We start from the raw sequence: 24,743 nt of genomic DNA, 5'->3' as shown, positions 1-24,743 counted from the left end.
CCGAGTGCTTAGTAGCACTCCTTGGTACCCGAGTAGAGCTTCATGCTCAGACCGGGCAGCGTGAAGGTTCCGGCAGTGGTGGCCCACGCCGTCTGCTTCACCTTGTACAGATCCACGGTGTCCGCCGACTGGCCGAAGCCGTAGGGGTTCGACTTCTCGGAGCCGCCCTTCATGGGCGGGTCGGTCAGGGAACCGGCGGCGACGCCGATGTTCATGCCATTGAACACAGCCTTCTCGGCGGCGAGGTCCTCGACGTCGATATAAAGGTTGTGGGCACTGACCTGCTTGGTCTCGTCACTACTGTTACCCGCGGTCAGCTGCAGAGTGACAGAGCCGAGCAGCGGGATGTTCGGCGTGACGACCGACTGGCACATGTTCTGGATAGTGGCATCAGTGAACGCCGACACCGCAACCGGGTGAATGGTGTCCTTGCCGTCCAGCGTCTTGCCCGCGTCGATGGCGCCGTACTGCGAGAAGCCATCGCCGTGGATGTAGTCAGCGCTGACCTTGAACGACTGGCCAGAAACGCTGAACGAAGCGGCGAGGGCACCCTGCGCGAGGGCAACACCTATACATGCCGTAGCGGCAACGCTGGGCACCATGACCACAGCGAAGCGCTTCCATCTTGTCCCGCCACGCACCTGGGACTCCATATTTCCTCCTTCTCGGACGTACATCTCCTGGCCCTGACTGCCCCATAACGGCGGCTCAGCCGGGCAGGGATGGGAGAAGTGCTACGTCCTCGGTATAGGAGAGCGCCCGCGCTCGACGGCGCGAACAGCGCCCGAGCTCACCGGCGATCACCCCCGAGCGACAACCACTGGTCGCGCCTGACGCACATCACGCACAACCTTGCCGGACAGGCTCCACCAGAAGGTGAAGACCCCCCTGTCCGAGAGCCGGCGCCACTGCCGCCGACTCTGCCCGGTGGGGACCCAACAGCTCCCGTTCGCCCGACTGGCTGTCGGTGTACGGGATAGGACCGAGCGACGCCGATCGTGGTGCATTCTCGCCGCCCGCACAAGGGGGTTCGTTACTGGCTAGTAACGGGCAGATAACCGAGCAGCGACCAGCGAGTGTCGCTCGGCAACGCTGGGTGGCCCTCAAAGGGGTGACAAACCGGCAGCTTCGTGCCCCAAACCCGACAGTCCGACGCTTCCGGGCTACTCCAAGTAACAGCGGCCGCAATTACCAAGATTTGGCAAAGTGTGGCCTCAGGAGCACCGGATCGACAAATTCTTCACGCTGACAACACGCGTCGTGGTGTTTAGCGACAGGTCAGACCACTGATCGAACCGTGACCCGCCGCCCACCCCGACCGACCGGTCAGAACAACGCCCGCGCCAGCGCCCGCCGGGCCAACGCGACCCGTGGATCATCCGCGCCGACGACCTCGAACAGCTCGAGCAGCCGCAGTCGTACGGCATCCCGGTCGTCGCCCGCCGTACGCCCCACCGTCTCGATGAGCCGGCCGAACGCGTCCTCGACATGGCCGCCCACCAGATCCAGGTCGGCGGCAATGATCTGCGCCGTCGGGTCGCCCGGCTTCTCGGCGGCGTCCTTGCGGACCTGCTGCGGATCGACCCCCTGCACCCGCTGGAGCAACTCGGCCTGCACGAGGCCGAGTTTGGCCTCCATGTTCCCGGGGTCGTCGCTCAGCACGTTCTTGTACGCCTGCACCGCACCGGCCAAGTCGCCCGCGTCCAGGGCCTGTACGGCGGCTTCGAGCAGCGCGTCGTACGGCCCGACCGGGTCCAGGGGGGCGGGGGCGGGCCGGTCGCCGGGTTCGGCGTCCGCGTCGACGACGAGGCCCGTGAGGCCGAAGCGCTGTTCGGCGACCTGTACGAGCTGATCGAGGGTCTGGCGGATCTGCTGTTCAGCGGCGGCGCCCTGGAAGAGGGGCAGGGCCTGCCCGGCGACGACGGCGAAGACGGCCGGGATCCCCTGGATGCCGAACTGCTGCATCAGCATCTGGTTGGCGTCGACGTCGACCTTGGCGAGGACGAAGCGCCCGTCGTACTCGACGGCCAGCCGCTCGAGAACGGGGCTCAGCTGCTTGCACGGCTCGCACCACTCGGCCCAGAAGTCGATGACGACGGGCACCTCGGTGGACCGCTGCAGGACGTCGAGTTCGAACCCGGCCTCATCGACGTCGATGACGAGGTCGGTCGGCGAGACGGCCTCTCCACCGCCCTGCCGGGCGGTTTCGGCGCGCGCCTGCTCCGCCTTCGACTTGGCCTCCTGGGCCGCCTTCACCGCGGCGAGGTCGACGACCCCGCTCATGGACATGTTCCGTGGCTGCATGCGTCTATCCTCCCCCGTTCGGCGCGCACATGTGAAAGGCGTAGTGAAATGCGGTCCTGGTCGACGGACACTGCTTTCGCTACGAGTCGTAGCGTAATGGCCAAGGTGGCCTCCTGGGAAGCGCCCCTGGAGCATCTCCGAGTGACCTCCCTCACGACCCCCGCAGGAGAGGAATGGCCGGTTATGGTCATGCCATGCAGAGCCGCACCCCTGTCAGCCGTACGGGACGCCCCCGTAGCGCCACCGCGGACACCGCGATCCTGGCGGCGACACGGGACGCGCTGGTCGAACTGGGCTGGTCCAAGCTGACGTTGGGGGACGTGGCGACGCGCGCGGGGGTGGCGAAGACGACCCTCTACCGGCGCTGGCCCGGCAAGAACGAACTGGTCGTCGACGCGGTGGCGGCCCTCTTCGACGAACTGGAGATGCCCGACCGGGGCAGCCTCGCCGCCGACATCGAGGGCGTCGTCCTCCAGTTCGCGGCGATCCTGGTGCGCCCGGAGACGAAGAGCGGCCTGATGGCGGTGGTCGCGGAGTCGACGCACGACGACGCGCTGCGGGAGCGCATCCGCGCCTCGATCGTGGACCGGCAGAAGCGCCTGGTCCTGGAAGGCCGCGCCCGCGCCCAGCAGCGCGGCGAACTCCCCCCGGAAACAGACCCGGAGGAGGCCGCCCGCACGGTGGACCTGATCTTCGACATGGTGGCGGGCGCGGTGGTGCACCGCACGCTGGTGAGCGCGGAGCCGGTGGACCCGGAGTGGGCGGAAGCGTTCACCCGGGTACTGGTGCTGGGGCTGATCCGCAACCAGTAGCGGGTAGCGGGTACGTGGCGGTTACGCCTTGGCGGCCACGGGAGTCGGCTCCGCGAGCTGTGCCGCCAGTTCGTGGCTGACCTTCCGCTCCACGAAGAACGCGGCGGTGGGGATGGTGCCGGCGAGCAGGACCCACAGTTGCTTGCGGACCGGCCACTTCGCCTTGGAGCCCAGATCGAAGGCGAAGACCAGGTACACGACGTACAGCCAGCCGTGCGCGATACCGACGACGCTCGTGAAGCCGTCGGCGCCGTCGAGCTTCAGCGCGTACTTGGCGATCACCCCGAGGGTCAGCAGAACCAGCAGCACACCGGTGACGTAGGCCATGACGCGGTAGCGGGTCAACACGCTCTTCTTCATGCGTACGAGCGTAACCACCCGTTTCCGGCGATCTTCCGGCGACCCCGGCACCCCCGCACTTCCACCGGCCTGCGGCCCTACTCCTCGTCGAAGTCGCTCGCCGACACCCGCAACGGCCGCAGCATCGCGAAGATCTCCGCGCACTCCTCCGCGTCGTACACACCGAGGCCGAAGTCCATCGCCATCAGGTCGCGGGTCGCCGCGTCGACCGCCTCCCGGCCCTTGTCGGTGATCGTGGCGAGGGTGCCGCGGCCGTCGTTCGGGTTGGGGCGCCTGGCGACCAGGCCCGACTTCACGAGGCGGTCCACGGTGTTGGTGACCGACGTCGGGTGGACCATCAGACGCTCACCGATCTTGGACATCGGCAGCTCGCCCGCCTTGGAGAAGGTGAGCAGCACCAGCGCCTCGTACCGCGCGAACGTCAGACCGTACGGCTTCACCACCGCGTCGACCTCCGCGAGCAGGATCTGCTGCGCGCGCATGATCGAGGTGATCGCGGCCATGGACGGGACGTTTCCCCAGCGCTGCTTCCACAGTTCGTCGGCGCGGGCGATGGGGTCGAAGGGGAGACTGAGCGGCTTCGGCACGGCACCAGACCTTACCGGCCGGTCATATCGCGGTCAGCCCCGTCTCGCCCTTCGGTCCGGCCGGGCGGGACCTCGGCGGATCCGTCACCTTCTCCGCGTACCCGGCAGGCCTGGTCACCGGTCATCTCACCTGGAGCCACTTCGCCTCCGACGGCGTTCCCTTCGCGTCCGTCACGAACAGCATGTACCAGCCGGGCGGTACGAGCGTCCGGTCCTTCGGTACGTCGACCGTCACCGAGGTGCGGTCCTTGCTGAGGGGGAGGTCGATGGAGCGCTGTTCGACGTCCGTCGAGTGCGTGACCGCGCTGGGGCGCATCAGGCGGGCCTTCGCGACCCGCTCGGGATGGGCTGTGGCGAAGGTCGCGCGGCCGAGTTTGTCGGTCTCCTGGGGGCCGTCCCCCAGTACGGGCCGGTTCTTGCCGTTCCTGTGCAGCGCGGGCGGGGTGAAGATCTCCATCCGCTGCTCGAAGTGGCCGAGCTTGGTGTTCTGCTGGTTGTCGTAGAGCGGGTCGGAGCCGAAGGTGGCGACCCGGCCGTCGGGCAGCAGCAGCGCCTCGGAGTGGTAGTTGCGGCCCACCTTCGGGGAGGCCGCCGCACGGAACGCGTTGGCCCTGGGGTCGTAGAACTGTGCCTTGAGGATGTTGCTGCCGCTGCGGCCCCGGTAGTCGGTGGAGCCGTTGGACGTGAACACCGTGTCGTCCGGCATGAGGACGCTGTTCAGGTAGCGGGTGCCCTGGGGGAGGTCGGGACCGGCCTCGAAGACCGGGTTGTCCTTCTTCAGGTCGACCACGGCCGTGCGGCGCGTCGCCCTCTTGGACTCGCCGACGCCTCCGCCGCCCAGGATCATCACCTTCTGGTCCTGCGCGGGCGGGAGGAGGACCGAGGCGGACGTCTCGGTCCTGTCGGCGTCCGTGAGGCCCGGCACCTTCTCGAAGGTGTTCTTCTCCAGGTCCCAGAGGCCCGGCGCGCGGCCCATCGTCGCCGGGCCGTAACCGGCGTTCGAAGCCGGGTAGAACAGCTTGCCGCCCTTGGTGAGGAAGAGGGCGGGGTAGGTGGGGAAGTAACGTTTCGGCCCCGGGGTCCACTTCTTGGTCTTCGGGTCGTAGATCTCGTTGTCCCCGGGGTCGATCGCACCGACGTCGTCGAGCCCGGAGACGGCCAGCACCCGTCCGTCGCCGAGGCCGACGAGCGTCGGGTACCAACGGGCCTTGTCCATCGGATCGACGGGGAGGTACTTCTCCGCCTTCGGGTCGAACTCGTAGGCCGCCCTGATCCCCTGGAAGTCCTGCTTGTCCATGGTGATCTTCTCGGAGAGGCCGTACGTGTTGTCGGCGTCCTTGCCCTTCAGGCCGACGATCTCGTACTGCGCCTGCTTGGCGGTGATCGAAACGGGCCCGGCCTCGGCCGCCTCGACGAAGACCCGGGCCTCGCTCGGGACGACCTTCGTCACCCAGGGCTGCATGACCCCGGCCGCGTTGTAGGTGATCTTCTGGGTGCGCCTGGCCTCGGGGACGGTGACGTCGAACCGGCTGACGTACTCGACTCCGGCGGGCGAGCGGAAGCGGGTGCCCTTCTTCAGGACCACCGGTTTGTCGGGGTTCTCGTTCTTCACGCGCATCCCGCCGCCGGCCCGTTCGACCTCGCCGTCGAGGAGTTCGTAGCGGGCGGTGCCACCGGCCACCAGGAGCCGTCCGTCGGGGAGTTGGGCGTGTCCGGCGCAGAAGAAGTCGTCGGGGGTGGCGATCTTCTTGAAGGTGTCCGTCTCCGGATCCCAGAGGATCGTGTCGAACGACCCCTTGTCGAACTTCTTCTGCTCGTTCCCCGAGCCCGCGACGATCAGGACCTTGCCCGTGTGGAGCAGGGCCGCGTGGATGGCGTTGGTGCGGAACTCCTCGGGGATGTCGATCGAGCTCCAGGAGCCGTACTTCGCCCGGTAGCCGGGCTGGGCGATCTTGTATTCGTGGTAGCGCTCGCCGGCGAAGCCGAGCACGGCGGGGGCGTTGAGACCGGCGAGGAGGGCGACGCCTCCGATGCCCAGGACGGTCTTCTTGGTCTTCTTCGACGGTTGGAAGGCCATGGCCTAGTTGCCTCCTGTCGGGGTGCCGGAGACCGGGGCGACGGTGTTCGTGGCGACGACGGGTTCCTCGCGCTCTCTGCCTTCTCTGTTCTCCGTGTTCTCGCTGCTCTCCCTGCGGTCCTTGAGCCGGGTGGCGATCCACACCCCGACCGGGGCGAGGGAGATCGCCATCGCGAGGACCGCCCAGGTGCGCATGGCCACATGGGTGTGGCCGAGGTGGACGGAAGCGATGAGTGAGGTCGCCAGGAACGCGGCCCAGAAGAGGTGGACGCGGAAGGTGAGCAACCGGTCGGGGCTGGCGTCCCCGCCCTTGGGCGTGACGACGAAGCGGCTGGGGCGGCGGAGCAGGGCCGCACCGAAGGCCTTCAGGTAGATCGGCGCGGAGAGCGCCGACATCGCCATGCCCGCGAGCCCGCCGGAGCCCTCGGGCTCGTGGGGCGAGACGTTGTGCCGCCGGTTCCACAGGTACAGCCCGATCTGGAGGGCGGCTGCGTCGCTGTAGAGCATCAGCCAGACGGAGGCGGCGACCTGGGTGCCGGAGGCCCCGAACCAGAGGAAGAGGAAGCAGCTCAGAATGCCGAGGAACCAGTTGACGGCGGTCATCGGGTAGTAGACGAGCATGAGCGTGTACGAGAAGAGCCGGCCCGGGGGCATGGTGAAGAGTGCCTTCCCGTACTGCTTGAAGAGCGTCTCGTACGTGCCGCGCGACCAGCGCATCTGCTGGGTGAAGAAGTCGGTCCAGGAGGCGGGCCCCTCGCCGACGGCGAGCACGTCGGGCGTGTAGACGGACCGCCAGTAGTGCCCGGTGCGCGGATTGCGGCGGCGGTGCAGCTCGAACCCCGTGGCCATGTCCTCGGTGATGGAGTCGTACAGTCCGCCGATCTGTTTGACGGCGGCGATGCGTACGACGTTGTTGGTGCCGACGAACATGGGGGCGCGGTAGCGGTTTCCGGCACGCTGGATGAGCGCGTGGAAGAGGAACTGCTGCGACTCGGCGGCCTTGGTCACGGGGTGGGTGTAGTTGCCGTACACCTGGGGGCCGACGACGAAGGCGACGTCCGGGTCGCGGAAGAAGCCCGTCATCCGCTCCAGGAAGTTGGGGAGCGGCACGTGGTCGGTGTCGACGGAGGCGTAGAAGTCGTACTCGTCGCCGTGCATGGCGAGCCACGCGTTGTAGTTGCCGTGCTTGGTACGGGCCCGGTGGACGCCCTTGGCCCGGTTCCACTCGGGGACCCCGTACCGGCTGAAGTGCCGTACGCCCAGCTCGGCGCAGAGCGCCCAGGCCTGGTCGTCGTCGCCCTCGTCGAGGAGCCAGACGTCCAGGGGGCCGGTGTGGTGGACGCGGATCGCGCCTTCGAGGGTGGCCCGGACCATCGCGAGGGGTTCCTTGCCGGGGACGTACGTGGTGAGGAAGGCGACGCGGGTGCCGGGCTCGGGTACGACGGGGACGGGGTCGCGGGCGACCATGGTGGCGTGGGCGATGGACACCACGTTGACGACCATGAACAGCTCGATCAGCCCGATGGCGATCAGCATCACGATGTCGAGATCGACCATCCACTTCTCACCGGCCTCGCGCTCCACCCAGTGGGTGGGCCAGACGAGGTAGACGAGCAGGGCGCCGGTGAGCAGGGGCGCGAGGGTCATGAGCAGGACGGCGCGTATTCGGCGTGGCTCGCGGGAGAGGAGCGAGGTGTACCGCACCTGGTACGGGGATCCGTCCGGCGCCTCGGTCAGGGGTCCGGCGAGCCGGCTGTGGGTGTCGTAGTCGTAGCCCTCCGGCCGCACAGTGCCCTCCAGTGATCGAACAAGCCGATATCCCCACCAAAGTGGAGATATGACGGCGAGTCGACCTGGGTGCGTCCGGACGGGTGAGCGCGGGCCGCGCCGGTTTACGCGGAGAGGTGCCGCTCCACCGTCTCCACCTTGGAGGTCAGGCCGTCGGTCACGCCGGGGCGGATGTCCGCCTTGAGGACGAGGGAGACGCGCGGCGCGCGGGCCTCCACAGCGGCGACGGCACGTCCGACGACGTCCATGACCTCGGCCCAGTCGCCTTCGATTGACGTGAACATGGCGTCGGTGCGGTTGGGGAGGCCGGATTCACGGACGACGCGAACGGCGTCGGCGACGTACTCCCCCACGTCCTCGCCGACACCGAGGGGCGTCACGGAGAAGGCGACGATCATGACTTGTAGGCCTCTTCCTGGCGGACCCGGAGGGCGATGGCGGCGTTGACCGCGTCCTCGGCCTCGCGGCGCAGCCTGCGCTCAGCGAAGAAACCGCCGGTCGGCAGGACGGAGAGGACGAAGTAGAGGGCGGCGGTCTTCAGGGACCACCTGGCGCGGTACCAGGCGACCACCCAGAAGATCACGTAGAGGACGAAGAGGAATCCGTGGACCGCGCCCATGACGGGCACCGCGTTGAAGTCCGTGGTCCGCTTCAGCACCGAACAGACCAGCAGGAGGAGGAAGGAAACGGCTTCGGGCGCCGAGACCAGCCGCAGGCGGCGGAGGGCGGAGGCGGTCTTGATGTCCACGGGTCACCTTCGGTGGGTGCGAGGGGGTCGCTTTGTGAATGGATGCACAAATGTTCGCCCATTGTGACATCGGCGGCCCGGGCGACCGGGACGGGGGTGTGAGGGTGCGGGAGTGCGGAGGTATGGACGGGTGTTCGGGTGTTCGGCCCCTAGGGGGAGGTTCAGGGGCGATCTCCACCTTCGGGATCTGTTGCCGGGGGTGCCCGGCGGGCTACCTTCGCCCCGTGGCGATGTTTCGACTTCAAGGCAGCAAGGTGCTGGCCATCGACATGACCGGGGACGCCGTAAAGGCGAAGAACGGCTCGATGGTGGCGTACGACGGCCAGATGGACTTCAAGAAGCTCAGCGGCGGCGGTGAGGGCATCCGGGGGATGGTCACCCGGCGGATCACCGGTGAGCAGATGACACTGATGGAGGTGAAGGGGCACGGGACGTGCTGGTTCGCCGACCGCGCCTCCGAGATCAACCTTGTCGGCCTCCAGGGGGACAAGTTGTACGTCGAGTCGACCAACCTGCTGGCGACCGACTCGGGCCTGCGCACGGGCACGTCCTTCACGGGGATGCGCGGCGCCTCACAGGGCAACGGCCTGTTCACGACGACCGTCGAGGGGCACGGCCAGGCGGCGATCATGTCGGACGGACCGGCCGTGGTGCTGCGTGTGAGCCCGCAGTTCCCGCTGACCGTCGACCCGGGCGCGTACATCGCGCATCAGGGCAACGTCCGGCAGTCCTTCCAGTCCGGCGTGACGTTCCGCACGCTCATGGGCGAGGGCGGCGGCGAGGCCTTCCAGATCCGCTTCGAGGGCGACGGCCTGGTGTACGTCCAGCCCAGTGAGCGCAACACGATCGCCGGGGACGTGTGACATGCCCTTCCGTGAGATCAACTCCAAGATGGTCGAGGCGACCCTCATGCCCGGCCAGCGCGTCTTCAGTCAGCGCGGGGCGATGCTGGCCTACAAGGGCGAGGTGTCCTTCACACCCAACATGCAGGGCGGCCAGGGCGGGATCATGTCGATGATCGGCCGCCGGGTCGCCAATGAGGCCACCCCGCTGATGACCGTCGAGGGCAGCGGCACGGTCCTCTTCGGGCACGGCGGCCACCACGTCCAGGTCATCAACCTCACCGGGGACACGCTGTGCGTCGAGGCGGACCGCCTCCTCGCCTTCGACGGCACACTCCAGCAGGGCACGATGTTCATGGGCTCGCAGGGCGGCGTCATGGGCATGGTCCGGGGGCAGGTGACGGGCCAGGGTCTGTTCACCACCACCCTCAAGGGGCAGGGCGCGGTCGCCGTCATGGCCCACGGCGGGGTGATCGAGGTGCCGATCACCCCCCAGCGCCCGGTCCACGTCGACCCGCAGGCGTACGTCGCGCACCACGGCGACGTCCGCAACAAGCTGTCCACCGCGCTCGGCTGGCGCGACATGGTGGGCCGCGGCTCGGGCGAGGCGTTCCAGCTGGAGCTCAGCGGCAGTGGTGCGGTGTACGTCCAGGCGTCCGAGGAGAAACTGTGACCACCTACCCGGGCGCGGGGCCCGTCGTCCACGACCCTATGACGCTGCCGTCCGACGACAACGTCAACAACTACACCTTCTGCGTGGAGCTCAAGGGGAGCCAGTGGTTCCTGCAGAAGGGGAAGATGATCGCCTACTACGGGTCGATCGACTTCAACGGCATCGGGCACGGCCGTCTGGACCGCCTTGTCCGTACGTCTTTTCATTCGCCTCTGCACGCGAGCGACTGGGTCGTGGCCGAGGGTTCGGGCAAGATGCTCCTCGCCGACCGGGCCTTCGACGTGAATTCATACGATCTGGAGGAGGGCAACCTGACCATTCGCTCGGGCAACCTTCTCGCTTTTCAGCCAACTCTCGCGCTCAAGCAGTCGATCGTGCCGGGCTTCCTGACTCTCATCGGAACGGGCAAGTTCGTGGCCGCGTCGAACGGCCCGGTGGTGTTCATGGAACCCCCGATCCGGGTGGACCCGCAGGCCCTGGTCGGCTGGGCCGACTGCCCCTCCCCCTGCCACCACTACGACCATGGGTACATGACGGGCCTGATGGGTGGTCTACGTGCGATGACGGGCATCGGCGGGGCCTCCGGCGAAGAGCACCAGTTCGAGTTCGTCGGGGCCGGCACGGTACTGCTCCAGTCCTCCGAGACACTCATGGCCGAGCAGGCCACGGGGGTGGTTCCGCACGAGCCCGGAGTGCCGGGTGGTGGCGGGGCTCCCGCAGGTCATCCACAGCAACCGGGTGTACCGCGCCTTCCCGGACAGCTCGGTGACCTCCAGCGTCGCTTCGGGCTGTGAGCGGTAGTCTGCGGAGTGTGACGTCGAACGTGTGCGCGCCGTCACGCCACCCTCACTAGTTCGCCTTTCAACCTTTTAGGTAGACTTCATTCATGGAGACCGAGACGGCCACAAGCTGGCTGACCGACGCGGAGCAGTGCGCCTGGCGCACCCACCTTGAGGTCAACAGGTTGCTGGCATACCAGCTCGAAAAGGACCTGCAACCGTTCGGCCTGACGATGAACGACTACGAGATCCTCGTGAACCTCTCCGAATCCGACGATGTGCGCATGCGGATGAGCGACCTCGCGTCCGCAACCCTCCAGTCCAAGAGCCGGCTCTCCCACCAGATCACCCGTATGGAGAACGCGAACCTGGTCCGCCGCGAGAACTGCGAGTCCGACCGGCGGGGCCTGTTCGCGGTGCTCACCGAGCAGGGCATGGAGACCATGAACAAGGTCGCGCCCCATCATGTGGCGTCCGTGCGGCGGCACTTCATCGAGCTGCTGACCCCGGAGGCCCTGGCCGAGCTCAGCACGTCGCTCAAGCCGGTCGCGCAGCACCTGCGCGGCCACCGGGGCCGTCCGTAGGACCTGTGCGCCCCGTCCAACCCGTGCAATCCGCGCAATCTATGCAACCAGTTCGACGGATCAGGTGATCGGCAGGCGGAGCTCGAACAGGGCTCCGCCCGCGGTCGCTTCACGCACGGTCAGCGTGCCGCCGTGCCGTACGGCGACGTCCCGGGCGATGGCGAGCCCGAGCCCGGCTCCGCCGTCGTCACGACTGCGGGCGGCGTCGAGCCGTACGAACCGCTCGAAGACCCGCTCCCGGTCCGCCACGGGCACCCCGTCCCCGTCGTCGCCGACCTCGACCACGGCCCGCGCCCCCTCCCGCCGCACGGAGACGGTGACCGCCGACCGGGCGTGCCGCTGCGCGTTGTCCAGCAGATTGGCGACCAGCCGCCCCAGCTGCGTCCGGGACCCGGCCACTTCCACGGCGCCTGCCTCAACCGTCAGCCCTGCCCTGCCCTCCGCCTGTTCGCGGACCAGCTCCGCGAGGTCGAAGCGCGCGCCGGCGGGCCGCTCCCCCGCGTCCAGCCGGGCCAGCAGCAGCAGGTCGGCGGCGAGGCGTTGCAGCCGCACGGTGTCCTCGACGGCGCCCTCGACGTCCAGCAACTCCGGGTGTGCGGAGCCGACTTCGAGCTGGGTGCGCAGGGAGGCGATGGGGCTGCGCAGCTCGTGCGAGGCGTCGGCGACGAACCGGCGCTGGCGTTCCACGGAGGCCTCCAGGGCGGCCAGCGTCTCGTTGGTGGTCCGGGCGAGCCTGGCCACCTCGTCGTGCGTGTCCGGCACCGGGACGCGCCGGGCGAGGTCCTGGGAGGCAGTGATCGCGGCCATCTCGGCCCGGATGCCCTCGACGGGGCGCAGCGCACGCCGGGTGACCAGCCAGGTGACGCCCGCGACGACGCCGAGGAGCAGCGGGAACCCGATCAGCATGACGGTCAACGCGGTGCTGACGGCGCTCTGTTCGGCGGAGAGCGGCGCCCCGGCGTGCACGGTGAGGGTGCCCCTGTCGTCGACCTCGACCCGTACGGCGGCGAACCGGTAGTCGGCCTCGTCGCCTTCGACGGCCGCGGACCCGTCGGTGAAGGAGACGTCCTCGTCGATCTCGCCGGGCGAGAGGGAGCCGTCGTCATCGTCCTCCGCGGCACCGTCGCCCGCCGGGAGCTGCGGCCGTACCGCCGCCACACCCGTGCCGCTGATCCGCTCCAGGTCCTCGCTGGCCGCGACCAGCCGTCCGGCGGCGTCCACGACCTGGACGGGCCGGTCGTCGGCGTCGAGCGACAGCTTGTCGTACGCCGTCCCGGCCGCCAGGTCGGCGGCGACCGCCCGCGCGGTCCGCTCCGCCTGGGTACCGGCCTGGCCGCTGAGGTTGGACCACAGGGAGAGCAGTACGGCGGTCCCGGCGGCGACCAGCGCGACCGCGACGACGACGGTGGCCCCGAGGGTCGCCCGGGCCCGTACGGAGCCGAGAGCGCGTCTCACCGCGGCACCTCGAGCCGGTACCCGGCGCCGCGCACGGTCCGGATCAGCGGGGCGCCGAGCTTCCGGCGCAGGGTGCTGACGTACACCTCGACGATGTTCGGGTCGCCGTCGTACGCGAAGTCCCAGACATGCTCCAGGATCCGCGCCTTGGACACCACCTCGCCGGCCCGCACGACGAGCTGCTCCAGTACGGCGAACTCCTTTGCCGTGAGGGTGACTTCGCTCTCGCCGACGTGGACGCGGTGGGCCGCGGTGTCGACCGTCAGCTCGCCGACCACAAGAACGGGCGAGGCTCCCGCCGACCCGCGCCGGCGCAGCAGCGCCTTCACCCGGGCGACCAGGACGACGTAGGAGAAGGGCTTGGTCAGATAGTCGTCGGCGCCGGTGTCGAGCCCCTCCGCCTCGTCGTACTCGCCGTCCTTGGCCGTGAGCATGAGGATCGGCACGTCGTGACCGGCGGCGCGCAGGGCCGCGCAGACGCGGTAGCCGTTGAGGCCGGGCAGCATGATGTCGAGGATCACCAGGTCGTACGACGTCTCGGTGGCCCGGTGCAGACCCTCGCGGCCGTCGTGGACGACGTCCACGGCGTACCCCTCGGCCATCAGCCCCTTGGCGAGCGACAGGGCCAGTCGCTTCTCGTCCTCGACGATCAACAGTCGCATGCGTACAGCGTCGCAAACCGAAGCTGAAGACGCCTTCAGGTGCCTTCAGGCCCGCTTCAGGCGGCGTCGGGCAGCTTGGTTCTCGTCATCGAAGCGAGCAAGCGAAGAGGCAGGAAATTCCATGAAGCGGAACATCGTCATCGCCACCCTCACCGCCATCGCCCTGGCCGGCGGCACCGTCGCGGCCTTCGCTGCGGGCGACGACGAGTCGGCGGCGCGGCATCGGACGGGCGCCAACGTGCAGGTGGTCTCAGACGACGAGGACGACACCACCACCACGGACGACCGTACAGCTGTTCACAGCAGCGCCGTCACCGCGGCCGAGGCCATCACGGCAGCGCTGCGGCACACCCCGGGAACCGCGGTCTCCGCCGAACTGGAGGACGACGGTGCCGACGCCGGCACGTGGGGCGTGGAGGTCGTGCGGGGCGACGGGGCCGAGTACGACGTCGAGGTCTCGGGCGCGGGGAAGGTGCTGGCGGCGCAGCGTGACACCGACGACGACACCGACCGCGACGGTGAGGACCGCGCCGAGTCGGCCGCGCTGAAGGGCGCGAAGTTCGACGCCCGGGAGGCCGCCCTTGCCGCCGCCGCGAAGGGCACGGTCACCGAGGTCGGCGCCGACGGGGAGAACGGCACGGTCGCGTGGAGCGTGGAGACCGTGAAGGACGGCAGGGCGAGCGAATGGAAGGTCGCCCTGGACACGGGCAAGATCACGCGGGACCACTCCGACAACGACTGAGGCCGCCCGCGGCGGCCTCACCCCTCCGTCAGGCCCGCCACCAGTTCGTCCGCCGCCCCGTAAGGATCAAGCTCCCCCGCCACGATCCGCTCCGCCAGCGCACCCAACCGCCGGTCGCCGCGCAGGTCGCCGATCCGTTCGCGGAGGGTCGTGACGGCGATCGTCTCGACCTCGTGGGACGCGCGGGCGCGGCGGCGGTCGGCGAGGACGCCGTGCTCCTCCATCCATGCGCGGTGCTTCTCCAGGGCCTCCACCAGTTCGTCGATGCCCTCCGACCTCGACGCGACCGTCTTCACGATCGGGGGGCGCCAGTCGCCGGGGGATCTGGACGCGCCCAGGCCGAGCATGTGGTTCAGCTCGCGGACGGTGGAGTCCGCGCCGTCCCGGTCCGCCTTGTTGACGACGTACACATCGCCGATCTCCAGGATTCCCGCCTTGGCCGCCTGGACGCCGTCGCCCATCCCGGGCGCGAGAAGCACCACGCTGGTGTCGGCCTGTGCGGCGATCTCCACCTCCGACTGGCCCACGCCCACAGTCTCGACCAGGATCACGTCGCAGCCCGCCGCGTCCAGCACGCGGATCGCCTGCGGGGCCGCCCAGGCCAGGCCGCCGAGGTGGCCGCGGGTCGCCATCGAGCGGATGTAGACGCCCGGGTCCGACGCGTGGTCCGACATCCGCACCCGGTCGCCGAGCAGTGCGCCGCCGGAGAACGGCGACGACGGGTCGACGGCGAGTACGCCGACCCGCCTGCCCTGCCGCCGGTACGCCGTGACCAGTGCCGACGTCGACGTGGACTTGCCCACGCCCGGTGATCCCGTCAGGCCGACCACGTACGCGTTGCCCGCGAGCGGGGCCAGCGCGGCCATGACCTCGCGGAGTTGTCCGGACGCCCCCTCCACCAGGGAGATCAGCCGGGCCACGGCCCGCGGCCGGCCTTCCCTGGCCTGGGCCACCAGCGTGGGGACGTCCTGCATCACAACTCCGTTCCGATCACAGACGTACGAGACGTACGGCCGGCCTCGCGACCGCTACGCCTTGGGTACCCGCACGATCAGCGCGTCACCCTGGCCGCCGCCCCCGCACAGGGCCGCCGCGCCGACGCCGCCGCCGCGCCGCTTCAGTTCCAGGGCCAGGTGCAGTACGAGCCGGGCGCCGGACATTCCGATCGGGTGGCCCAGGGCAATGGCACCGCCGTTGACGTTCACCCGTTCCGTGGACACGCCGAGGTCCTTGATTGACTGGACAGCGACCGCCGCGAAGGCCTCGTTGATCTCGATCAGGTCAAGATCCTCGACGCTCAGGCCCTCCTTCTTGAGGGCGTGCAGGATGGCGTTGGAGGGCTGGGACTGGAGGGAGTTGTCCGGGCCCGCCACATTGCCGTGGGCGCCGATCTCCGCGATCCACTCCAGGCCGAGTTCCTCGGCCTTCGCCCTGCTCATCACGACCACGGCCGCCGCGCCGTCCGAGATCTGCGACGACGTGCCCGCCGTGATCGTGCCGTCCTTCGTGAACGCCGGGCGCAGCCTGCCCAGCGACTCCGCCGTCGTCTCCGCCCGGATGCCCTCGTCCTGGCTGAAAACGATCGGCTCGCCCTTGCGCTGCGGGATCTCCACCGACGTGATCTCCGCCTCGAAGACGCCGTTCTTCTGAGCCGCCGCCGCGCGCTGGTGGGAGACGGCGGCGATCTCGTCCTGTTCGGGGCGCAGGATGCCCAGACGCGTGTTGTGCTTCTCCGTCGACTCGCCCATGGCGATGTTCTCGAAGGCGTCGGTCAGGCCGTCGTACGCCATCGCGTCGAGCATCTCGATCGCGCCGTACTTGAAGCCCTCACGGGACTTGGGGAGCAGGTGGGGGGCGTTCGTCATCGATTCCTGGCCACCGGCCACGATCACGTCGAACTCGCCGGCGCGGATCAGCTGGTCCGCCAGCGCGATCGCGTCCAGGCCCGACAGACACACCTTGTTGATGGTCAGCGCCGGGACGTTCATCGGGATGCCGGCCTTGGCCGCGGCCTGGCGGGCCGGGATCTGGCCCGCACCGGCCTGGAGGACCTGGCCCATGATCACGTACTGCACCTGGTCGCCACCGATACCCGCACGGTCGAGGGCGGCCTTGATCGCGAAGCCGCCGAGGTCGGCTCCGGAGAAGGTCTTCAGCGAGCCCAGCAACCGTCCCATGGGCGTACGCGCGCCCGCGACGATCACCGAGGTACTGCTGTTCGTTCCTGACATGAGGTGCGATCCCCTTTCAGCTGGAGAGCTGAGGAGTGTGTGAACGAGGGTTTACCTGAATGTACTGAGCGGTAGCCCCTGGCGTCATCGGGCCGTCGGTGTGACAGCGCGCACGTTGCGTAACCACCGCGGGAGCGCTGCACTGACACCATGCTGACGCGAATCGACCACATCGGGATCGCCTGTTTCGACCTCGACACGACTGTCGAGTTCTACCGGGCCACGTACGGCTTCGAGGTGTACCACTCCGAGGTCAACGAGGAGCAGGGCGTACGCGAGGCCATGTTGAAGATCAACAACACGGACGACGGCGGCGCCTCCTACCTCCAGCTCCTGGAGCCGACCCGCGAGGACTCCGCCGTGGGCAAGTGGCTCGCCAAGAACGGGGAGGGAGTGCATCACATCGCTTTCGGTACGGCAGATGTGGACGCGGACGCCGCGGATGTCCGCGGCAAGGGCGTACGCGTTCTGTACGAGGAGCCACGGCGCGGCTCCATGGGGTCGCGGATCACTTTTCTGCACCCGAAGGATTGCCACGGAGTACTGACAGAACTGGTCACTTCGGCGCCTGTTGAGTCACCTGAGCACTGACCCTCGTACATATGGGCCGGTAGGGTTGGGCACGGCCGCTCTCCTGTTGTCGGGAAGCGGTCCGGGTCCCGGTGTGTGGAGGTGCGGGATCCGAGGGCCGGGGTACAGGTTTCGGGGGCCGAGGGTGCGGGCGGGAGTCCGTGCCTCGCCGTTGATCTGACACCATTCCCCGGGAGCACCGTCCGGCGGATGGACGTGGCTCGTTCGGAGAAGGTTGCGACCAGGGGACGGATGGGACCGCGCAGTGCGGGGCTACGAACGCCAGGAGCGAGAGCCGGCGGCTGACGTCGACCACCTCTCTCGGTTCGAGGCCGAGATGGAGCGGCTGAAGACCGAGCGGGAAAAGGCGATTCAGCACGCCGAGGACCTCGGCTACCAGGTCGAGGTACTGCGCGCCAAGCTTCACGAGGCGCGCCGAACCCTCATGTCCCGGCCCGCCTACGAGGGCGGTGACATCGGCTATCAGGCCGAGCAGCTGCTGCGGAACGCGCAGATCCAGGCGGACCAGCTCCGCCAGGACGCCGAGCGCGAGATGTCCCAGGCGCGCGCCCAGACGCAGCGCATCCTGCAGGAGCACGCTGAACAGGCGGCCCGGTTGCAGGCCGAGCTGCACCAGGAGGCGGTCACCCGTCGCCAGCAGCTCGATCAGGAACTGGGCGAGCGGCGGCAGACCGTCGAGTCGCACGTCAACGAGAACGTGGCGTGGGCCGAGCAGCTGCGGGCCCGCAGCGAGTCCCAGGCACGCCGGCTCGTCGACGAGTCCCGCGCCGAGGCCGAGCAGGCGCTGGCCGCCGCCCGCGGCGAGGCCGAGCGGGTCGCGAACGAGGCCAGGCAGCGGCTGCAGAGCGAGGCCGAGTCCGCCCGCGCGGAGGCCGACCAGCTGCTGCGCCGGGCGCGTGCCGAGGCCGAGCGCCTCCTGAACAGCGCGACCTCCGAGGCCCGCGAGGCCTCCGACCACGCCGAGCAGCTGCGCAGCTCCACGGTGACCGAGTCGGACAGCGCCCGCCGTCAGGCCACCGAGCTGAGCCGCGCCGCCGAGCAGCGGATGCAGGAGGCCGAGGCCGCCTTGCGCGAGGCGCGCGCCGAGGCCGAGAAGGTCCTCAGCGAGGCGAAGGAGACCGCGACCAAGGCGATCGCCGGCGCCGAGTCGGCCAACGAGCAGCGCACCCGTACGGCGAAGGAACAGGTCGCCCGGCTGGTCACCGAGGCCAGCCAGGAGGCCGAGGCCACCAAGGCGTCCGCCGAAGAGGTCGTCGCCGACGCCAAGGCCAAGGCCGACAAGATCGTCGCGGACGCCGAGGAGACCGCCCGCAGTCTCACCGCCGAGGAGACCGCCTCCCAGCTCGCCAAGGCTGCCCGCACCGCCGAGGACGTCCTGAACAAGGCGTCCGAGGAAGCGAAGGCGACCACCAGGGCGGCCACCGAGGAGGCCGAGCGCATCCGCGCCGAGGCCGAGTCGGAGGCGGACCGGCTGCGCGCCGAGGCGCACGACATCGCCACGGAACTCAAGGGCACGGCGAAGGACGACACCAAGGAGTACCGCGCCAAGACCGTCGAACTCCAGGAGGAGGCCCGGCGGCTGCGCGGTGAGGCCGAGCAGTTGCGCGCCGACGCGGTAGCCGAAGGCGAGCGCATCCGCGCGGAGGCGCGCCGTGAGGCCGTCCAGCAGATCGAGGAGGCGGCCAGGACCGCCGAGGAGCTGCTCGCCAAGGCGAAGGCCGACGCGGACGAGACGCGCCAGACCGCCCAGTCGGACAGCGAGAAGGTCCGTACGGAGGCCATCGAGCGCGCGACGACGCTGCGCCGGCAGGCCGAGGAGACCCTGGAGCGCACCCGCAAGGAGGCCGAGCGGCACCGCGCGGAGGCCGTCGAGCAGGCCGAGGGCATCGCGGCGGACGCCGACCAGGCCGCGCGCGAGCTGCGCGAGGAGACCGAGCGGGCCATAGCGGTACGCCGCGACGAGGCCGCCGCAGAGCTCACCCGCCTGCACACCGAGGCCGAGGATCGGCTCACCGCCGCCGAGCAGGCGCTCAGCGACGCCCGCGCGGAGGCCGACCGTGCCCGCCGCGAGGGGTCCGAGGAGGCGGAGCGGCTTCGTTCGGAGGCCGCCGAGCGCATCCGCAGCCTCCAGGCGCAGGCCGACGCGGAGATCCAGCGGCTGCGCGACGAGGCGGCGGCGGACGCGTCCGCGTCCCGGGCGGAGGGCGAGGCCATCGCCGTACGCCTGCGGTCCGAGGCGGCGGCCGAGGCCGAGCGGCTGAAGACGGAGGCCCAGGACACCGCCGACCGGGTACGGGCGGAGGCGCAGGCCGCTGCCGAGCGACTGGCGACGGAGGCGTCGGAGACGCTGGCCGCCGCCCAGGAGGAGGCCACCCGGCGTCGCCGCGAGGCCGAGGAGACCCTCGGTTCCGCCCGCCAGGAGGCCGACCAGGAGCGCGAGCGGGCCCGCGAGCAGAGCGAGGAGCTGCTGGCGTCCGCGCGCAGGCGCGTGGAGGACGCCCAGGCCGAGGCCGTACGGCTGGTCGAGGAGGCGGACCGCCGGGCCAACGAGATGGTGTCGGCGGCCGAACAGCACGCCCAGCAGGTGCGGGAGTCGGTGTCCGGGCTGCACGAGCAGGCCCAGGAGGAGATCCAGGGGCTGCGCTCCGCCGCCGAGCACGTCGCCGACCGGATGCGCCGCGAGGCGTCCGAGGAGTCGGACCGGGTCCGGGCCGACGCCTACTCCGAGCGGGAGCGGGCCTCGGAGGACGCCGGCCGGGTGCGGCGCGAGGCGTCGGAGGCGTCGGAGCACGCCAAGGCGCTCGCCGAGCGCACGGTGGGCGAGGCGATCGCCGAGGCGGAGCGGCTGCGCCAGGAGGCCTCCGCGCACGCCCAGCGGGTGCGTACCGAGGCGTCGGACACCATCGCGGGCGCCGAGCAGGACGCGTCACGCAGCCGTGCGGAGGCCCGCGAGGACGCGAACCGGATCCGTTCGGACGCGGCGACGCAGGCCGACACACTGATCACGGAGGTGACGGCGGAGGCGGAGCGCCTCACCGAGGAGACGAACGCCGAGGCGGAGCGGGTCCGGGCCGAGTCCGTGGCCGCTGCCGAGCAGCTGCTCTCGGAGGCGACCGGGGAAGCGGAGCGGCTGCGGGCCGAGGCCGCCGACACGGTCGGTTCGGCGCAGCAGCACGCGGAGCGGATCCGTACGGAGGCGCAGCGGGTCAGGGCCGAGGCGGCAGCTGAGGCCGACCGGCTCATGTCGACCGCGCGCGACGAGGCCGACAGCACGCTGGACGAGGCCCGCAAGGAGGCCAACAAGCGGCGCTCCGAGGCGGCCGAACAGGTCGACACGCTCATCACGGAGACGGCTGCCGAGGCCGACAAGCTCCTGTCCGAGTCGCAGCAGGCAGCGCAGAAGATGACCGCGGAGGCGGAGGCGCAGGCCGACTCGATGGTGGGCGCGGCCCGCACCGAGGCCGACCGGCTGCTGTCCCAGGCGACGGCGCAGGGCAACTCGACGGTGGAGAAGGCCCGCACGAACGCGGACGAGCTGCTCGTCGGCGCGCGCCGGGACGCCACCGCCATAAGGGAGCGCGCGGAGGAGCTGCGCGACCGCATCACGGCCGAGATCGAAAGCCTGCACGAGCGGGCCCGCCGTGAGGCCGCCGAGACCATGAGGTCGACCGGCGACCGCTGCGACGCGCTGATCACGGCCGCCGAGGAGCAGCTCGTCAAGGCGGAGACGAAGGCCAAGGACCTGGTCTCTGAGGCCAGCTCCGAGGCGGGCAAGGTCCGCATCGCCGCCGTCAAGAAGGCCGAGGGGCTCCTGAAGGAGGCCGAGCAGAAGAAGGCCTCGCTGATCCGGGAGGCCGAGGAACTGCGGGCCGAGGCGATCCGCGAGGCGAAGCGCACGGTCGAGGAGGGCAAGCGCGAGCTCGAGGTCCTCGTCCGGCGCCGCGAGGACATTCAGGCGGAGATCTCCCGTGTCCAGGACGTCCTGAACGCGTTGGAGTCTTTTGAGGCCCCGTCGACGACCAAGGACGGCGGCGTCAAGGCGGGCGCTACCGTCGGCGTGACTCGTTCGGGTGGCAAGTCGTCAGAGGGCTAGCACGGAGGGCGCGTTGCGTGCATTCTGTGGGGCTTTCTGGGGTCTTTGACCAATTCTTTGGCAAGCGGCACGCCGGTCAGCCACTCAAAAGGGGTCCGATTCTCCATATCAATCGGGCTTCTGCTCTATGACACGCCGCTTGGCCCCCTAGGATTCCACCTATCACCTCACCGGTCTCATTCGACAGGAACCCCATGAGCGACACTTCCCCCTACGGCTTCGAGCTTGTGCGGCGTGGGTACGACCGCGCTCAGGTGGACGAACGCATCTCGAAGCTCGTCTCCGACCGTGACAGCGCTCTGGCTCGTATCACTGCTCTGGAAAAGCGCATCGAGGAGCTCCACCTCGAAACGCAGAACGCCCAGGCCCAGGTCAGCGACGCAGAGCCGTCGTACGCCGGTCTCGGCGCGCGTGTCGAGAAGATCCTCCGTCTCGCCGAGGAGGAAGCGAAGGACCTGCGCGAGGAGGCCCGTCGCGCGGCCGAGCAGCACCGTGAGCTCGCCGAGTCGGCGGCCCAGCAGGTGCGCAACGACGCAGAATCGTTCGCTGCGGACCGCAAGTCCAAGGCGGAGGACGAGGGCGTCCGGATCGTCGAGAAGGCCAAGAGCGACGCTTCCCAGCTGCGTCAGGAGGCTACGAAGGACGCGCAGTCCAAGCGCGAGGAGGCGGACGCCCTCTTCGAGGAGACCCGCGCCAAGGCCGCTCAGGCCGCCGCGGACTTCGAGACGAACCTCGCCAAGCGCCGTGAGCAGTCGGAGCGCGACCTCGCATCCCGCCAGGCCAAGGCCGAGAAGCGCCTCGCGGAGATCGAGCACCGCGCGGAGCAGCTCCGCCTGGAGGCCGAGAAGCTGCGCACGGACGCCGAGCGGCGCGCCCGCCAGACCGTCGAGACGGCCCAGCGCCAGGCCGAGGACATCGTGGCCGACGCGAACGCCAAGGCCGACCGGATCCGTTCGGAATCGGAGCGCGAGCTGGCGGCTCTCACCAACCGCCGCGACTCGATCAACGCCCAGCTGACGAACGTCCGCGAGATGCTCGCCACCCTGACGGGGGCCGCGGTCGCCGCCGCCACCGCGCCGGTCGCGGACGACGAGCCGATCACCCGCGGGGTCCCGGCCCAGCAGTCCCGCTGATCAAGTAACGGTCGCCTAACGGCTCCCGAGGCCCGTACCCCTTGGACAGGGGGTACGGGCTTCGGCTTTTTTGGGGATGCAAGTCGTGTCATGGGCCGACGCGGAGGTTCGGGGAGGCATTCCGGTGGAGCCGGGGGGAGTCAGGTCGGGCGTTGTTGTTGACGGATGTACTGCTTGACGTCGGTGAGAGGTGTGCCGTCGCTGGAGGCGGCGAGGTAGGAGCCGGACCAGAAGCGTCCGCCCCACAGGTAGCGGCGCACGTGGGGTTCGAAGTCCTGGCGTAGGTGGCGTGAGGAGACGCCTTTGAGGGAGTTCACCAGCCGGGACAGAGCCACTTTGGGCGGGTAGTGGACGAGGAGGTGGACATGGTCGTGGTCACCGTTGAACTCGCGCAGTTCGGCCTCGAAGTCCGTACAGACCTCCCGCATGACCTCCTCACAGCGGTCCAGCATCGCCTCCGTGAACACTCCGTGGCGGTATTTGGTGACGAACACCAAATGGACATGGAGGTTGTGGAACACATGACGACCGGTTCTGACATCCTTGTTTGCTTCCCATCGAGGTGACATAAACCAATGCTAGCTTTCCCGGTGTGAGGCGACAGGATGCCCAACCGGGCCAGGTGAAACGGCAGTTCGGCCACCGTGCCCGGCTGGCGCTCGACCCTGACCAGGTGGCGGTCCTTGATGCCCAGGCGCATGCGGCGCGCACCACGTGGAATCTGCTGCATGACTGGTGGCTGATGCTGCCGAAGGCGAAACGGACCCTGGTGGCGGCAGACGCGGTCATCCGGCAGGGCCGCAAGGAACTGGCCTGGCTGGGGGTGCTGCCCGCGCAGGCTGCCCAGGCGGTCTTGAAGTCCTACTTCCAGGCGTGGAAGAACTGCTGGGAGAAGCGGGCGCAGGCGCCGGAGTTCAAGGCCCGGTTGCGCACGAGGATGAGTATCGACATCCCTCAGGGCCGTGATCTGCAGGTGGTGCGGGTGCACCGCCGGTGGGGCATGGTCAACATTCCCAAGCTGGGCCGGGTGAAGTTCCGCTGGACGCGGGAACTGCCCGTCGGCAAGCATGCCGACACGGATCAAAGGATCACCGGTGCCCGGCTGGTCAAGGACGCTCTGGGATGGCACATCGCCTTCCGCGTCCAAACCCTGGAGGCGGCCCCCGCCCCGCATCCGGGGCCGGCGGTCGGGATCGACGCCGGGATCACCGTCCCGCTGGCCCTGTCCGACGGGAACACCGCAGAACACGGGCCGTGGCTGTCCAAGAAGGAGGAGGCCCGTCTGCTGCGCTACGAGCAGCAGGCCGCCCGCCGCAAAGCCCACCGGAAGAAGGGCGAGCGCACCAGCCGCCGCCTGCACCACACCTACAACCAGATCGCCCGCATCCGCGCGACAGCCAAACGCCGACGCGACGACTGGCAGCACCGGACCACCACCGCCCTCGCCGACACCTACGGCACGGTCGTGGTCGAAGCACTCCGCATCACAAACATGACCCGCTCCGCCAAAGGCACCGCCGACAAACCAGGGACGAAGGCCGCCCAGAAGGCCGGACTCAACCGCGCCATCCTCGGCGAAGCCTGGGGACGCACCGTGCAACTCCTCGCCTACAAGCTCACCCACCGTGGCGGCACCCTGGCGGAGGTCCCCGCTCCGGGAACCTCCCAGGAATGCTCCCAGTGCCACACCGTGACCCCGGGCAGCCGCAGGAGCCAGCACGAGTTCGTATGCAACAACCCCGCGTGCGGCTGGGAAGGCAACGCCGACCTGAACGCCGCCCGCACCGTGCTCCACCGATACCGGACGGGCCACGCGCTCGCCCCGGCTGCCGGGAGGGCAGTCGTCAGACGCGCTACACACGGCGTCAAACCCGCCACCGCAAGGTAGGCAGGAATCTCCCTCATGAAACAGGGGAGAGAACTTCAAATGACGCTCATCGCCCTGTTCTCCATGGGCGTGGCCGTGATGCTGCGCAGCCCGATGCTGTCGCTCGGTGTGCTGATGCCGTTCTTCTTCCTGATCTCCAACATCCTCGGCGCCGTCTCGACGACGAAGAAGGTCGCCCGCTATCTGCCCGACCAGGCCGGCAGCAAGATCATGCAGGTGGTCACCCCGGTCGACAACCTCACCCCGTACGGTCCCTGGGGCGGGCTCGCGATCATGCTGGCCTGGGTTGCCGTGGCCCTGCTCGGCGGGTATGTGCTGCTGAAGAACCGGGACGCCTGAGCCGGTCCCCTCATGTCCCCCACCCACGTCCTTCCTCCCGCCCCGCCTCCCGCCC

At 69.5% G+C, this 24,743-nt stretch carries 23 protein-coding genes and 1 pseudogene; 11 read left to right on the top strand and 13 right to left on the bottom strand.

Annotation, left to right across the window (positions count from 1 at the left end; translation table 11 throughout):
- Window positions 1-8 precede the first annotated feature (8 nt).
- Both G3I71_RS16335 and G3I71_RS16330 read right to left on the bottom strand, forming a co-directional pair.
- Window positions 9-653, bottom strand: coding sequence for a DUF6230 family protein (locus G3I71_RS16335; protein WP_164315396.1), 645 nt, complete (start codon window positions 651-653; stop codon window positions 9-11).
- Between the two features lie 673 nt (window positions 654-1,326).
- Complete coding sequence (locus G3I71_RS16330) at window positions 1,327-2,304, bottom strand: tetratricopeptide repeat protein (protein WP_164315394.1); 978 nt, start codon at window positions 2,302-2,304, stop codon at window positions 1,327-1,329.
- A gap of 194 nt (window positions 2,305-2,498) precedes the next feature.
- On the opposite strand from G3I71_RS16330, the gene G3I71_RS16325 reads away from it, so the two are divergent.
- On the top strand, window positions 2,499-3,116 hold the full coding sequence (locus G3I71_RS16325; RefSeq protein WP_164315392.1) for a TetR/AcrR family transcriptional regulator: 618 nt from the start codon (window positions 2,499-2,501) through the stop codon (window positions 3,114-3,116).
- A 21-nt stretch (window positions 3,117-3,137) separates the two neighbouring features.
- Here G3I71_RS16325 and G3I71_RS16320 read toward each other — a convergent pair whose 3' ends face one another.
- From G3I71_RS16320 to G3I71_RS16295, 6 genes are all read right to left on the bottom strand, one after another.
- Window positions 3,138-3,476, bottom strand: a complete 339-nt coding sequence (locus G3I71_RS16320; RefSeq protein ID WP_164315390.1) for a DUF3817 domain-containing protein — start codon at window positions 3,474-3,476, stop codon at window positions 3,138-3,140.
- Between the two features lie 77 nt (window positions 3,477-3,553).
- The gene (locus G3I71_RS16315; RefSeq protein WP_164315388.1) at window positions 3,554-4,063 is read right to left on the bottom strand and encodes a MarR family transcriptional regulator; all 510 of its coding nucleotides are present in this window, start codon (window positions 4,061-4,063) and stop codon (window positions 3,554-3,556) included.
- A 121-nt stretch (window positions 4,064-4,184) separates the two neighbouring features.
- Window positions 4,185-6,140, bottom strand: a complete 1,956-nt coding sequence (locus G3I71_RS16310; protein ID WP_164315386.1) for a kelch motif-containing protein — start codon at window positions 6,138-6,140, stop codon at window positions 4,185-4,187.
- Between the two features lie 3 nt (window positions 6,141-6,143).
- Window positions 6,144-7,928 (bottom strand): glycosyltransferase family 2 protein, encoded by a 1,785-nt coding sequence (locus G3I71_RS16305; RefSeq protein WP_164315384.1) that lies wholly within the window; start codon window positions 7,926-7,928, stop codon window positions 6,144-6,146.
- 104 nt (window positions 7,929-8,032) lie between these two features.
- Window positions 8,033-8,326 (bottom strand): MTH1187 family thiamine-binding protein, encoded by a 294-nt coding sequence (locus G3I71_RS16300; protein WP_164315382.1) that lies wholly within the window; start codon window positions 8,324-8,326, stop codon window positions 8,033-8,035.
- On the bottom strand, window positions 8,323-8,676 hold the full coding sequence (locus G3I71_RS16295) for a DUF3817 domain-containing protein (RefSeq protein WP_164315380.1): 354 nt from the start codon (window positions 8,674-8,676) through the stop codon (window positions 8,323-8,325). The genes G3I71_RS16300 and G3I71_RS16295 overlap by 4 nt, the downstream gene beginning before the upstream one ends.
- Window positions 8,677-8,906: 230 nt before the next feature.
- Between G3I71_RS16295 and G3I71_RS16290 the strand changes: the two genes are divergently transcribed.
- The 4 genes from G3I71_RS16290 (at window position 8,907) to G3I71_RS16275 (ending at window position 11,554) form a co-directional block, all read left to right on the top strand.
- Entirely contained in the window at window positions 8,907-9,539 is a 633-nt protein-coding gene (locus G3I71_RS16290) for an AIM24 family protein (RefSeq protein WP_164315596.1), read from the top strand.
- A 1-nt stretch (window position 9,540) separates the two neighbouring features.
- Window positions 9,541-10,191 (top strand): AIM24 family protein, encoded by a 651-nt coding sequence (locus tag G3I71_RS16285; protein ID WP_164315378.1) that lies wholly within the window; start codon window positions 9,541-9,543, stop codon window positions 10,189-10,191.
- Window positions 10,188-10,985: an AIM24 family protein gene (locus tag G3I71_RS16280; protein WP_164315376.1), complete on the top strand. Its 798-nt coding sequence runs from the start codon at window positions 10,188-10,190 to the stop codon at window positions 10,983-10,985. Before G3I71_RS16285 ends, G3I71_RS16280 begins: the two co-directional genes overlap by 4 nt.
- A 92-nt stretch (window positions 10,986-11,077) precedes the next feature.
- Complete coding sequence (locus tag G3I71_RS16275) at window positions 11,078-11,554, top strand: MarR family winged helix-turn-helix transcriptional regulator (RefSeq protein WP_164315374.1); 477 nt, start codon at window positions 11,078-11,080, stop codon at window positions 11,552-11,554.
- A gap of 60 nt (window positions 11,555-11,614) precedes the next feature.
- Here G3I71_RS16275 and G3I71_RS16270 read toward each other — a convergent pair whose 3' ends face one another.
- Together G3I71_RS16270 and G3I71_RS16265 are read right to left on the bottom strand one after the other, a co-directional pair.
- Complete coding sequence (locus G3I71_RS16270) at window positions 11,615-13,009, bottom strand: ATP-binding protein (RefSeq protein WP_164315372.1); 1,395 nt, start codon at window positions 13,007-13,009, stop codon at window positions 11,615-11,617.
- On the bottom strand, window positions 13,006-13,671 hold the full coding sequence (locus G3I71_RS16265; protein ID WP_164315371.1) for a response regulator transcription factor: 666 nt from the start codon (window positions 13,669-13,671) through the stop codon (window positions 13,006-13,008). Before G3I71_RS16265 ends, G3I71_RS16270 begins: the two co-directional genes overlap by 4 nt.
- A 121-nt stretch (window positions 13,672-13,792) precedes the next feature.
- On the opposite strand from G3I71_RS16265, the gene G3I71_RS16260 reads away from it, so the two are divergent.
- Window positions 13,793-14,413 carry a PepSY domain-containing protein gene (locus tag G3I71_RS16260; protein WP_164315369.1) on the top strand — a complete coding sequence of 207 codons (621 nt, stop codon included), beginning with the start codon at window positions 13,793-13,795 and terminating at the stop codon, window positions 14,411-14,413.
- Window positions 14,414-14,430: 17 nt separating this feature from the next.
- On the opposite strand, the gene meaB is transcribed toward G3I71_RS16260, so the two are convergent.
- Together meaB and G3I71_RS16250 are read right to left on the bottom strand one after the other, a co-directional pair.
- Complete coding sequence (gene meaB, locus G3I71_RS16255; protein ID WP_164315368.1) at window positions 14,431-15,387, bottom strand: methylmalonyl Co-A mutase-associated GTPase MeaB; 957 nt, start codon at window positions 15,385-15,387, stop codon at window positions 14,431-14,433.
- A gap of 54 nt (window positions 15,388-15,441) precedes the next feature.
- A complete protein-coding gene (locus tag G3I71_RS16250) occupies window positions 15,442-16,644 on the bottom strand; it encodes an acetyl-CoA C-acetyltransferase (RefSeq protein ID WP_164315367.1) in 1,203 nt (400 codons plus the stop codon).
- A 150-nt stretch (window positions 16,645-16,794) separates the two neighbouring features.
- On the opposite strand from G3I71_RS16250, the gene mce reads away from it, so the two are divergent.
- From mce to G3I71_RS16235, 3 genes are all read left to right on the top strand, one after another.
- The gene (mce, locus tag G3I71_RS16245; protein WP_164315365.1) at window positions 16,795-17,235 is read left to right on the top strand and encodes a methylmalonyl-CoA epimerase; all 441 of its coding nucleotides are present in this window, start codon (window positions 16,795-16,797) and stop codon (window positions 17,233-17,235) included.
- Between the two features lie 244 nt (window positions 17,236-17,479).
- Window positions 17,480-21,328 (top strand): polarized growth protein Scy, encoded by a 3,849-nt coding sequence (gene scy / locus G3I71_RS16240; RefSeq protein ID WP_164315363.1) that lies wholly within the window; start codon window positions 17,480-17,482, stop codon window positions 21,326-21,328.
- A gap of 194 nt (window positions 21,329-21,522) precedes the next feature.
- Complete coding sequence (locus G3I71_RS16235) at window positions 21,523-22,461, top strand: cellulose-binding protein (RefSeq protein ID WP_164315362.1); 939 nt, start codon at window positions 21,523-21,525, stop codon at window positions 22,459-22,461.
- A gap of 140 nt (window positions 22,462-22,601) precedes the next feature.
- Here the strand turns inward: G3I71_RS16235 and tnpA are convergent, their stop codons facing one another.
- The gene (gene tnpA, locus G3I71_RS16230; RefSeq protein WP_164315361.1) at window positions 22,602-23,030 is read right to left on the bottom strand and encodes an IS200/IS605 family transposase; all 429 of its coding nucleotides are present in this window, start codon (window positions 23,028-23,030) and stop codon (window positions 22,602-22,604) included.
- 23 nt (window positions 23,031-23,053) lie between these two features.
- On the opposite strand from tnpA, the gene G3I71_RS16225 reads away from it, so the two are divergent.
- Complete coding sequence (locus G3I71_RS16225; RefSeq protein WP_343242973.1) at window positions 23,054-24,349, top strand: transposase; 1,296 nt, start codon at window positions 23,054-23,056, stop codon at window positions 24,347-24,349.
- A 39-nt stretch (window positions 24,350-24,388) separates the two neighbouring features.
- Window positions 24,389-24,688, top strand: a pseudogene (locus G3I71_RS16220) (ABC transporter permease); the annotation flags it as partial.
- Between the last annotated feature and the right edge of the window lie 55 nt (window positions 24,689-24,743).

The organism is Streptomyces sp. SID12501 (assembly GCF_010550245.1).
In the GTDB taxonomy this organism is placed as follows: Bacteria; Actinomycetota; Actinomycetes; order Streptomycetales; family Streptomycetaceae; genus Streptomyces.
Note: the sequence above shows the minus strand (reverse complement) of the source record. Positions and strands in the feature narration are given on the sequence as shown.